Below are 12,479 nucleotides of genomic sequence, written 5' to 3' on the forward strand. Positions count from 1 at the left end.
AGGCTGCCTGTAACGGCTAGGTACTGGTCTTATCCTAGTCAGTCTACGTATATACGTCTAGCAACAACGGTGGGGAATTGGATTTCTTTCGGCCGGAATCGCTACAGTCAGCAAAATTGATACAGATTGGCACCGAGAGAGGTTCTAGTCTTCCCTTGGCCGTCAAGTACACTTGCTTGTACACTTTCCATTGACGCTGGTATGTCTGGACGGAACCATTCATTTTGTTTGTACCATTGCTTCGAGTCCTCAGGCCCCATGTATAAAAACCTCTTATTCGGTCTAGTCATTCCGGCTGTACTGCTCAGCGTCGGACTAGGCGTGTTTTTTGGGTTGCAGCGTCCCCTGCCCCCCAAGAAACCGCCCTTAGGAGAGTCAACAAGCGAGCTGCTGGCGGTCTTACCCATCGCCGAGGTGAGCCGCGTCCGCGCCTTGGAGGAAATGTCCGATTCGCTGGATATTCCCGTGAGTGGTACGGTCGTTCCCTTTCGTGAATTGCAAATTGCTTCTGAAGTTTCCGGGCGGATTATCGAGAAGGATTCGCTGGTACGTAGTGGCAATTATGTGACGCAAGGCCAAGTCCTCTATCGTATTGATCCGCGGGACTACGAGATCGATATTGAACGCCTGACGCAGCGTCGGGAGCAAGAGCTGGCGGCAATCAAGGAATTGCAGCAGGACATCGAGAACGCCACACGCATGTTGGAAGTCTCCAATGAGGAATTCAAACTGGCGGAGGACGAGGTTAAGCGTTTTGAAGCGCTGGGAGGGAATTTCACCAGTGCAGCGGAATTTGATGCCGCTCGCCGCAGTCGCCTAGCAAGTATGAATCAACAGGTGAGTGCCCAGAACCAGTTGCAAACGCTTCGCACGCGGCAGGGACGGCTTGAATTGGCGACGCGCTTGGCAGAAACCGAACTCCACCAAGCCGAATTGAATCTGGAGCGAACCGTGATCCGCGCACCGGTATCGGGCCGGATTGTTACCGAAGAGGTGGAAGCGGGCTCGTTTGTGCAACGTGGTACGATGCTCGTCACCATTGAAGACACCGAGCGGGTCGAAGTTGCTTGCAATCTGCGGATGGACCAATTGTTCTGGATTGTGGATCGCCGCACATTAAGTACAGAGGCTCTTGTCAATCCCGCTCAGCTCAGCCGCTTTCAGCTTCCCAATACGCCGGTAAAAGTCCGCTTTAGAACGGGGGGACGCGAGCACCGAGTGTATGAATGGGAAGGCACCTTGGACCGTTACGATGGGGCGGGGCTCGATGCGCAAAGTCGAACGGTGCCGATTCGTGTGATGGTTCCTCATCCTGAAAAATTCAGTTTGGTGGGCGAGGTTGATCCCGAAAAAGTGGTGGTGGGACCTCCGATGTTGGTGCGTGGCATGTTCGTCGAAGTCATCGTGCAAGCGAAACCAGCCACATCGTTGATCTTGGTTCCCAAGCTGAGTATCAAACCTGCTTCTAGAGCTTACGAAATATGGAAGTTCGAGGCTGACGACGAGGCAATCCACTTTTCTCGCGAATATCTAAGAGCTCAGGAACTGGCCAAGAAGAACGCTGAGCTGGCTGGAAAAATGCAATCCAAGCCAGCCGCCGCCCCCCCTAAGCCTGCGGCATCCTCCGCCGCGAATCAACGAACCATTGAAGTGCACCCCGAGGAGTGGCAAGCTGGATTCCTGCGAGTCATTCCCGACGTCCAGGTTATCGATACTTTTTCCGAAGCGGATCAAACAACGGCAAGCGAAGGCGAATATTGGATTTGCGAAGCGCCTGTGGGGCTAGAACCGGGAGATCTCGTGGTGGTGACCCCCTTGCCTGGCATGGAGGGCAGTGGGCGTGATCCGGTGCGAGTTGAAAAAGCTGGTTTAGCTGCCGCCGTCTCGGCGGGGAAGGATTCCCAATGAGAGCGATTGTTCGATGGGCTGTAGACAATACTCCCGGCGTTAATGTGATGGTGGTCGGTACGCTGATCGCCGGATTCTTGTGCTTTCTAGGTTTGCGACGCGAGGTCTTTCCAGAATTCGAGCTGGAGATCATTCTCGTCACGGTGCCCTACCCCGGCGCCTCCCCGACCGATACCGAAAAGGGCGTTTGCCAGCCTGTGGAGGAGGCCGTTCGCGCACTCGACGGCATTAAGCGGTTGGTCAGCATTGCCCGCGAAGGTGGCGGCTACGTGCTCGTCGAACTCGAATCCAATGTCGGCAACGTTCAGAAAGTGGTTACGGAAGTTCGCTCTCGGGTCGATCGCATCACGAATTTCCCGGAGCTGGCCGAGGATCCCCAGGTGGAACAGATTACGTTCCGCGAAGCTGCCATTCGGGTCGCCATCATGGGACCCGATGTCGATACCGAACAGAGTGAATTCAAGCTACGCGAAGTCGCTGAACACATTCGCGACGATCTGCTCGATCTATCGGCGATCACCCAAGCCAACATCCAAGGGGCAAAACCATTCCAGATCGACGTTGAGATCTCGGAGGACACTCTTCAAAAACATGGTCTGACCCTGGGCTCCGTAGCCCAAATCTTGAGGAGCGAGAACATTGAGCTCCCTGGCGGGCAGCTCAAAGCCGATGGTCAAGAGATTCTGCTGCGAGGAAAAAATCGTCGCGAGTTTGGCCAGGAAATTGCCAAGCTCCCCGTCATTAGTCAACCCAATGGGGTTGTGCTCAAAATTGGTGATATCGGGCGTGTTAAAGACCTGTTTGATGACTCTACCGTCATTAGTGAAGTGAACGGCAGACCGGCGCTGGTCATTAGTATCGACCGGACCAGCGACGAGGACTTGCTGGTTATTGCCGACTCCGTTCACGCCTATGTTAAGCAGGCGGAGGCGGAAGGTGTCTTGCCACCAGGCTACTCGATGCAAGTCTGGGGGGATACGAGCGTCGACGTTCGAGACCGCATGCGAATGTTGCGTGACAACGGATTGCAAGGCCTGCTGTTCGTATTCATCCTGCTAGCCTTGTTCCTCGAGTTGCGGCTCGCGTTCTGGGTCTCCCTGGGGATTCCTATCTGCGTCATGGGTGCAGGCATCATTCTGCTAGGGACGGGGCAGACTCTGAACATGCTCAGCATGTTTGCCTTTCTCATGGCGCTGGGAATCGTCGTGGACGATGCGATTGTGGTGGGAGAGAACATCTACGCCCACCGCGGAATGGGGAAGGACTTTGTAACCGCGGCCATCGATGGAACCACCGAAGTCCTACCCTCGGTGGTGACGGCAGTGGCGACAACCATTATTGCCTTCATGCCTTTCTTCTTTGTCAGCGGCGTAATGGGCAAGTTCATCGCGGTTATGCCAGTTGCGATCATCGCCATGTTGGCCATCTCGCTCGTCGAGGCTTCCATGGCGCTGCCCTGCCACTTGGCGCATGGAGAGAATGAGCGGGCTACAACTTTGCCCCAGCACGTGATGGCGTTCTTCAAACGCTGTCTAGCACCTGTGTTTGCGGTGACCGACCGCTGTAGCCATGTCTGTGGCGGAGCCATGGATCGCTTCGGAGATCGAATTTACATTCCCACGCTTCGTTTTCTACTGAACTATCCACTGCTTGGGTTGGCGACCGGTTTAGCCCTGCTGCTGATCACCGCAGCCGTCATGAAAGCTGGCTGGATTCGCGTGAACCCGTTTCCGAAAACCGATTCCAATCAGATCTTGGCCCAAGTCGTCTTTCCGGATGGGACCCCAGCAGAGCTCACCGATAAGGCTACCCAACGCATCGAGGAAGCGATTCGGAAGGTAAGCCTGTTGACTTACGAAGAGAATTTGGCGAAAGGGCAAGAGCCTCAAGATGAGCCCAACGTATCCAACGGTGCCCCCTTGGGGCCGGTGAAGTTGACTTTTCGGCAGGTTGGCGCGTTGACCGCTCAGGGCGCCATGGGGGCCACCGGCAACGGGGCTGGCAGCCATGTGGGGCAAGTCTTCGTCGAGCTCGAGGACTCGAGTATCCGATCGGTGACGAGTACGGAATTAATCCATCGTTGGCGTGCCGTGACGGGGGAGATTAGCGGGGTCGAGCGAGTTACCTTTGATTCGGCGAGCATGGGACCTGGCGGGAAAGCCATCGAATTTAAATTGTTGGCGCCGGCCGCGCAGCAACAGCAACTGGAAGATGCGGTGGAAGATGTTAAGGCGGAGTTAGCAAAGTTTGCAGGTGTCTACGATATCCGCGACGATGCCACGCCTGGAAAAACAGAATTTCAAATTCGCGTGCGAGACCGCGCCCAATCGATGGGGATTACATCTGAGCAGCTAGCTCAGACCATACGCAATGCATATTACGGCGCTGAAGTCATGCGATTGCAGCGTGGCCGCCATGAGGTCAAGCTCATGGTTCGCTACCCCGAGGATGAACGAACCTCGCTGACGCAGTTTCGTGAGATTCGAGTGAGGGGCACCGATGGCGTTGAGCGTCCCATCAAAGAGCTCGCCGATATCCAAGTTAGCCAAGCCTATTCGGAGATTAACCGCCTCGATCAGCAACGGTCGATCACGATTACTGCCGATTTGGATGCCACGGAAGCCAATTCGCAAGAGGTCTTCGAAGAGTTGCAATATCGGATCATGCCGGAGTTGCTGTCTGTGAAATATCCTGCTGTCTCAGTCGATTGGGAGGGGCAACAGCAGCAAACGTTTGAATCGTTAGTCAGCTTAGGAGTAGGCTCGGCCATTGCTCTCCTGGCCATGTACACGTTGTTGGTCATCGAATTTCGCTCCTATTTCCAGCCGTTGCTCATCATGGCCATCATTCCCTTTGGTGCCATCGGAGCGGCTTGGGGGCACGCAATCATGGGGCTCGAAGTTACCTTGTTTAGCTTCTTCGGGCTGGTGGCGTTAACGGGAGTCGTCGTCAATGATTCCATCGTCTTGGTCGACTTTATTAACGCTCGGGTGCGCGACGGAATGGAGCAGCAGCAGGCGTTGCTCGAAGCGGGGAGACGACGCTTGCGGCCGGTGTTCTTGACGAGCTTGACCACCATTGGTGGACTGGTGCCCATGCTGCTGGAAACCTCTTTTCAAGCACAGTTCTTGATTCCGATGGCTGCTTCGATCGCTTTTGGTTTAATGTTGTCCACGCTACTCGTTCTGTTTCAAGTCCCTGTTTTCTTTCAGCTGTATCTGATTGTCTCTGGCTGGTTCGGATTTGATCCCTCCAAGGTCGGACATAATTTATCCAACGCTGCCGACGAATCGCAAGATGCGGCTTCACCACAACCCATTTAAAGATGCCTGCTTCCAAGTATGTTTGGTGTTCTAGCGATCGACAAACCACCGCGGAAAACGAGTCGCGACGTGGTCAATTCCATTGAACGAATCGTTCGACCCATCCGTGTCGGGCACACTGGCACGTTGGATCCAATGGCCACGGGGGTGCTTCTGCTGGCGCTGGGACATGCAACTCGACTGGTGGAATTCTCCCACGGGCAGCCGAAGGCGTATGAAGCCGATTTTCAGTTAGGCGTGGAAAGCGATTCGCTCGATACGGACACGCCGGTTCGTCCGTTAGCCGAAGCATGTCAACCTACCCGAGAGGCACTTGCCGCCGAATTGCAGCAGTGGCGCGGCCTCGTTCAACAGGTGCCCCCGAAGTATTCCGCACTGCATATCGGCGGAAAACGCGCCTACGATCTGGCTCGCGCCGGGGAGGAATTTGAGATCCCGAGCCGGGAAGTCGAAATTCATGAACTCGAATTGCTCGATTACGCCTATCCCAGTTTCTCACTCCGAATTCGCTGTGGCACTGGGACGTACATTCGCAGCTTGGGAAACGACATCGCTCGTGGCCTAGGTTCGAGTGCCGTGATGACCCGACTGGTTCGCTCGCAGATTGGCTCTTTGGATCTGTCTCAGTGCCATGCACTCGATAGCTTGACCGATCGGGAGCAAATCCTCGCCGCTCTTGTTGCACCTGGCAAGCTCGTTGAGCATTTGCCACATGTCGTGTTGGATCCGTCGCAGGCGGTGCAGATTCGCAACGGAATTCCCCTGGAGCTCGATCATGGCTCGTCATCCCTGGTGGGCTACGACCAACAGGGGTGCATGGTGGCCATGCTGCAGAGAGTGGAGGCCGCAGAATCCTCCTATCGCTCGCTGAGAGTCTTCCAGCAGGCTGCTGAGAACAACCAGCCAATAAGCATCAATAAGATGCATAGTCCAGAATCTTGATGCCGCATACCGAAGTGCAGCATTTCGAACAGCCGCATTGAAATGGTCGTGACACCGGGGGGAAGTACAAGAATCGAGCTGCTGAGCTCTCCCAAACTGAAGACGAAGAGCAGCATTGCCGCCACAAATCCATGCTGGCCGACTTGAGGAAAAACGACGTATCGGAACGCGTGCCAGCGGCGGCCGCCGTCAAGTTTCCATTGTTCCCAAGTTCCCCTTTCGATACTTGCCAGAACCGTGAGTGCCAGCAGCCAAGCGAGTGGAAGCAGGCGAAATTGCTGGGCGAGAATCGGGGCCGCCAGGGTGTGGTCGTACAACTCTCCCAGCCAGGCGGGCGTACTGCGATTCAGGCACCAGATCACGATGATTCCGGCCAGAGGTCCCGGAATGGCTAGAGGGAACAGCATCAGCAAAGACAGACCCGCGCGGTAGCCGCGTCGAGAGCTGACGCATAGCAGAAGTCCGACGACTGCCCCAGCGACGATGGTGGAGGCGAGAGCGAGTGTGATGGACCAGTAGAATTCTTGCCGGAACAACGTGGTCGATTCTACCAGCGTCGTCGTCAATCTCTCCCAGCTCCAGCCGAAACGAGTCGCACCGGACGGATCGACGTAGGGCCGCCAGCCCGCTTTCGTCAGGAGGCTCGCCAAGGGGATGGCAACAAGCCCCAGCACCAGTGCTTGCACGGCAAGGGTGGTGACTAGCCGCCATCTTCCTAGGGGAATTGGAGGTGGTTTGAATCGAGCAACCCTCGCGATTACCGCCTGCCAGGGTGGCGCACAATAAAACCAACCGATGCCCGTGCCCAGAATGGGCAACACGCATAGAAATGCAGCCGCGAGATAGGTCAGGGGACTGAGCGATCCACGGCTTGCATCCAGGTAAATTTGCTCCGCCACGCTGGTGACTTGGTAGAGATTGCTGACGACCATTTCGGTCAGGATGGAAAAGCAGCACCAAAGGCAACTTGCAGCAAACCAAACCCTCAGTCGGGCGAGTACGACGAACCGCAATAGCTGGGCGGTTCCGCCTTCGATCCGTGCGGTTTCCTCTTCCCCGCGATCGGTCCACAGGAGACCTAAGGATAGAATCAGGCAAACCCAAGGAATGGCCGCAAGGCCATGCACAATCGCCACGGCAAGCAGATTGGATAAGGAGCTGGGGGCGGGCAGCAGATTTGGACCAAACACGCGAGCCCAGCCTTGGGTACCCATGGCGGCGCTCCAGCCACCGGCAAAGACGTACAGCGGGAGGGTGAGCTGGCTACCGATGGCTAGCCAGGCAAAGGTTCGGCCTCGAACATCCGTCCGCACCAGGAGTATCGCTAGAAATGCTCCAATTGGAACGGCCAGCAGGCAGCTCAATCCGCAGAGAATGCACGTGTTCCTGATTGCGTTGAATAGTTCATGCTGCATAGCTGGATCCAGTCGGACTACCGCAAGCTATCGGGGATGCGTTGGGGGCGTCCTGCAGAATTGATGACAGCGAGGGTTATTTTGGCCGTGAGCAACGAGAGCCCATCGCGTTCCACGCGATAGCTTTGTTCGATCTTGGCTTCCGTCACGCGGTCAATCTGAACATGGATGGTAAGCAGGTCATCGTACTTGGCGGGCTGACGATAATTGCATTCAATCCTCACCACCACTACAAACAAGCCACTCGCCTCCAAATCGCGGTAGTTGCCCCCACTGGCGCGAAACAATTCGGTACGCGCAATTTCCATATAGCGCAGATAGTTGGAGTGATGGACTAGCCCCATCGGATCGCATTCGTCGTAGCGAACGCGCAGTTCAGTCGAGTGTTCGGATAGCATTCCGGTCTCGTGATAATGGGTGAGCAGGTACGGGGAGTGGTGGGAGGGCAGCGCCGCTTTGGCGAATGGCTGCAAACAGCATACTCGCGTTCGGTCTGTCCGTCACAGCGCAAGGGGGTGAATGGGGGGCTGAAGGGACGAAAAGCGTCGATTCGTGCCGCGTCACTCCTGGATCGGTTTTGTCGAAGGCTCCATGCTCAACTCGGTGCCGAGGGGGCGGCGACCTGCACTGTAGTTTCTGGCCCCCTAAGGCGAGGATAGAGGGAGGGATCTACACATCGCATTCCAGCTCTAAAAAACTGGCCCATCCGCCGCGTTATCAGAGGTGAAAACAATCGCATGCAACCGATCATTGGAAACAACCGGGAGAGCTTGACAAGGTTAAACTGTATAGTCCTATGTAGTCCTAACAGATTCTCAACCTAGAACACTCAAGCCTTTCGTTACTCCTTCTGTGGTCCGCGCATCGCGAACCAGACTCTAGGGAATTCGATAGCCGGTGAGACGGGTTTCGCGTGATGTCCGTAACAGGGTGGTATGTTTCCAATGTCTAAGAAGACCAACGCACAACCTGAGCTGAGAAGGACTCGAAAAAGTATGCTCATGCGACACCCGCATCCAGAGTTGCAATTCGCCTACAAACTACCCTACGGTGCCGTCGTCACGGATCGTGGAGTCCAATTTGTAGTGTTCAGTCGCAGTGCGACTGCCATGCGAGTACTTTTATATGATAAAGTCGACGACCGTGAACCGAATGAGATTATTGAGTTCGACCGCGACACCGATCGCTGGGGGGATGTGTGGAGTGCGTTCGTACCAGGAATCGGTGCTGGGCAGCTCTACCATTTTCAGGCCAATGGTCCCTATGATCCCGAATCGGGACAATGGTTCGACGGCAACGCACGGCTCATCGACCCGTTTGCGAAAGCCCTCGCCGGCTGTTTCCAAAAAAGTACGGATGGCATTATTCGCCCACCCAAGTGCGTGGTCGTCGATGACCACTTCGATTGGGAGGGGGATCGCCACTTGCGACGTCCGTTGTCGGACACCGTAATTTACGAAACTCACGTCCGCGGCTTCACGCAAAGCAAGTCTTCGCGTGTCAAGCATTCCGGGACCTATCTCGGACTGATAGAGAAGCTGCCGTATCTGCAAGATCTCGGCGTCACCGCTGTGGAATTAATGCCGATCCACGAGTTTCCAATCCTGGACATCCATGGCAATCAGCTGGAGCGACCTAACTACTGGGGATATGACCCCATGGCCTTCTTTGCGCCACACCGTGGTTACGCTCATAGCAAAGTGCCAGGAGCGCAGGTCAATGAATTCAAGCAGATGGTGAAGGCCTGTCACCAGGCGGGCATCGAAGTCATTTTGGATGTCGTATTCAACCATACCTGTGAAGGCAACGAACACGGCCCGGTGCTCAGCTTCAAAGGGCTAGAGAATCAGGTCTACTACATTCTTAACAGTGGTGGTGGGCATTACAGCAACTACTCAGGGTGTGGCAATACGTTCAATGGGAATCATCCCATTTCACGCGAATTGATTTTCCATTGCCTGCGTCACTGGGTGCACAACTACCACATCGATGGGTTCCGCTTTGATCTAGCGAGCATTCTCTCGCGAGATCGCTATGGGAATTTGATGCCGAATCCGCCCATGGTGGAGATGATTGCAGAAGACCCCATGCTGGCAGATACCAAAATTATCGCAGAAGCATGGGACGCCGCTGGAGCCTATCAAGTTGGCTCGTTCGGCGACTTGCGTTGGGCGGAATGGAACGGACGGTATCGCGATGACGCACGGCGGTATTGGCGAGGTGATGAGGGCTTGATTGGTCCCATGGCAACTCGCCTAGCGGGCTCCTCCGACCTGTACGAGCATGCTGGCCGAGCACCCTACTGCAGCATTAACTTCATTACCAGCCATGATGGCTTTACCTTGAATGATTTGGTGAGTTACAAGGATAAGCACAATCAGGCCAACGGTGAGGAGGGACGCGATGGCGATAACAACAACTGTAGTGACAACTACGGTGTGGAGGGGCCGACGCGTCGCAAGCCGCTCGATCGACTGCGTTTGAGGCAGCTCAAGAACATGATGTCGACACTCCTACTAAGCCAGGGTGTACCGATGATTGTCATGGGCGATGAGGTGCGGCGAACGCAGAAAGGCAATAACAATGCCTACTGTCAGGACAATGATATCTCGTGGTTTGACTGGAAACTGGTCAAGAAAAACGAAGAGTTGTTCAACTTCGTGCGTGGACTGATCAAGATTCGAAAGCATCAACCGACGCTCCGCCGAACGCGGTTCCTCACTGGCCGTCCGTTCGATTCGCGTGGCGTTGCCGATGTGAATTGGTTCAGCCATCTCGGGTTGCCGTTCAACTGGGAAAATCCCAGCGGAGGGTTGGTCTGTTGGTTGCCAGCTCCCGCTCCGGCGGACGATCCCGACGGTGTGGGACGCGATTTACTGCTCTTGTTCAACAATACGCCCGAAACGTTGCAGTTCAATTTACCAGAGCAGATTCGCGGTATCCGCTGGAGCCAGATGATCGATACCAACGGGGCAGCTCAGGCTGATATATTCCCTGAGTTCGATGGTCCGGCCGCTCCGGCAAATCGCCGCGTTGAGTTGATCTACCGCAGCATGCAAGCGTTCGTGGCTGATATGCCAAACTAGGGTAACGCTACCGGCAGCATTCCGTGCTGGATGATGTAGCGGAAACCGATCGAAGGTTCCTTCGAAATCAAACTTGGGCCGTTGACTGCTAGCAGTCAACGGCCCATTTTCGTGGATGTGCAGAAGCTACCGTTTCTGGTTTCAAAGCCCCGGATGTCACGTGCGTTCACAGTATGCCCGCTACCTGACAACGTCTCCCCTTGGGCTTGGCTTTTCTTCGACTCTATTCCACAGACTTGGTATCTACACCAATCGCTTGATCTCGCCAGATGCCCGTTCGCTACGGATTTTGAATCTGCAATTTAGCTTTTTCAATCCAAAGCGACCGCAACCAGCCCTCGGACTGATGTCGCTAGCAATGATTCCATCGTATCAGCAAGATGCTTGGTTAAGAATCTGTTGAGTCGTCCTTGGGACGCTGCCGCTGGCGGTAGATTTCACGGAAACTCTGTTTGGGAGCAACCGGCAGGTCTCGTGCGCGCGCCCAGGTGTTGAGTGGATTGTGCGTAATCCAGTTCGGTAGGATACGTAGTGATTTGCGAGCGATCCAACCAAGGGAGTTGTACAGCCAAGTGTGCCTGAAGACGTAGCTCGCCCCCTTCATCGAAATCCGTTTGCTAAACGGGATCAATTTCCGTTCAGCCAATTCGCCACGCCAGGCGAGCAATTGATGGTGTAGCGGAATTTTCACTGGGCAGACATCGGTGCAGGAGCCACATAATGTGCACGCGTAAGGCAACGAATGGTGCTTGTGTGCATCCTTCGTCGGCGATAACACGCTACCGATTGGGCCGGGGACAGTGGCGGAGTAACTGTGCCCGCCACTTCGACGATAGACGGGGCAGGTATTCATGCAAGCCCCACAGCGGATGCACTGGAGCGATTCCTGGTAGACCGGGTTGGCGCGAATGTCGGTCCGCCCGTTGTCCACGATCACGATGTGCATTTGAGCACCAGGCCGTGGGCCATGAAAGTGGGAGGTGTAGGTCGTTATGGGTTGCCCCGTTGCGCTTCGCGCCAACAGTCGAGTAAAGAGCGACAAGTCTTGCAGACGTGGCACCAATTTCTCGAGTCCCATGCAAGCGATATGCAATGGTGGGAGCGAGACGCCTAAATCGGCATTTCCCTCGTTGGTGCAGACGACGATCCCACCCGACTCGGCAATTGCAAAATTGACGCCTGTGATCCCCGCTTCAGCTCCAATGAACCGTTGCCGCAATTCCTTGCGGGCAGCTCGAGTCAAGAAAGTGGGATCGCTGCTCCCCTTGGGGGTTCCGATATGCTGGTGAAAGGTCTCCCCCACCTCTTCCTTCTTGATGTGGATTGCTGGCAACACGATATGGCTGGGCGTCTCGCCTCGCAGTTGAACGATCCACTCGCCCAAGTCGGTGTCGACCACCTGCATGCCGAGGCTCTCAAGGTGGGGATTGAGGTGGCACTCCTCGGTAAGCATCGATTTGCTTTTGACGACTCGCGTCACATTGTTGGCTTTCAGGATGCCCGACACAATCTCGTTGTGCTCTGCCGCATCGCGAGCCCAGTGAACGACGGCGCCCATGGCTGTTGCGTTGCGCTCGAATTCTTCCATATAGTGGGGCAGCCGCGCGAGCGTATGAGCTTTGACTTGGGCAGCCAATTTGCGGAGTTGTTCCCATTCGGGAAGTGAATGCGCCATGCGATCCCGCTTCTGGCGAACAAACCACAATGCCCCGTCGTGCCAATGCGCTCGGTCTTCATCCCGAGTGAACTGATTCGCTAACTTTGCATGGTCGGTCGAAGGTGCAGACATCGGTTGAACTCGGCTG

Annotated in this window: 7 protein-coding genes; 4 read left to right on the plus strand and 3 right to left on the minus strand. The window is 55.4% G+C overall.

Annotation, left to right across the window (positions count from 1 at the left end; all coding sequences use genetic code 11):
• The first annotated feature begins 258 nt into the window (after positions 1-258).
• From Q31a_RS10675 to truB, 3 genes are read left to right on the plus strand one after another with little or no spacing between them, the layout of a single operon-like run.
• Positions 259-1,908, plus strand: a complete 1,650-nt coding sequence (locus Q31a_RS10675) for an efflux RND transporter periplasmic adaptor subunit (protein WP_197356645.1) — start codon at positions 259-261, stop codon at positions 1,906-1,908.
• Positions 1,905-5,231 (plus strand): efflux RND transporter permease subunit, encoded by a 3,327-nt coding sequence (locus tag Q31a_RS10680; protein ID WP_145077382.1) that lies wholly within the window; start codon positions 1,905-1,907, stop codon positions 5,229-5,231. Before Q31a_RS10675 ends, Q31a_RS10680 begins: the two co-directional genes overlap by 4 nt.
• Before the next feature lie 18 nt (positions 5,232-5,249).
• Positions 5,250-6,173, plus strand: a complete 924-nt coding sequence (gene truB, locus Q31a_RS10685) for a tRNA pseudouridine(55) synthase TruB (protein WP_145077384.1) — start codon at positions 5,250-5,252, stop codon at positions 6,171-6,173.
• On the opposite strand, the gene Q31a_RS10690 is transcribed toward truB, so the two are convergent.
• Entirely contained in the window at positions 6,089-7,588 is a 1,500-nt protein-coding gene (locus Q31a_RS10690; protein ID WP_145077386.1) for an ABC transporter permease, read from the minus strand. The two genes, truB and Q31a_RS10690, sit on opposite strands and share 85 nt — an antisense overlap.
• A 17-nt stretch (positions 7,589-7,605) precedes the next feature.
• Entirely contained in the window at positions 7,606-7,986 is a 381-nt protein-coding gene (locus Q31a_RS10695) for an acyl-CoA thioesterase (RefSeq protein WP_145077388.1), read from the minus strand.
• Between the two features lie 597 nt (positions 7,987-8,583).
• On the opposite strand from Q31a_RS10695, the gene glgX reads away from it, so the two are divergent.
• A complete protein-coding gene (glgX, locus tag Q31a_RS10700; protein ID WP_145077390.1) occupies positions 8,584-10,674 on the plus strand; it encodes a glycogen debranching protein GlgX in 2,091 nt (696 codons plus the stop codon).
• A 388-nt stretch (positions 10,675-11,062) separates the two neighbouring features.
• On the opposite strand, the gene Q31a_RS10705 is transcribed toward glgX, so the two are convergent.
• Positions 11,063-12,463 (minus strand): lactate utilization protein B, encoded by a 1,401-nt coding sequence (locus tag Q31a_RS10705; RefSeq protein WP_145077392.1) that lies wholly within the window; start codon positions 12,461-12,463, stop codon positions 11,063-11,065.
• Positions 12,464-12,479: the final 16 nt, after the last annotated feature.

It is taken from the genome of Aureliella helgolandensis, from assembly GCF_007752135.1.
GTDB lineage: Bacteria > Planctomycetota > Planctomycetia > Pirellulales > Pirellulaceae > Aureliella > Aureliella helgolandensis.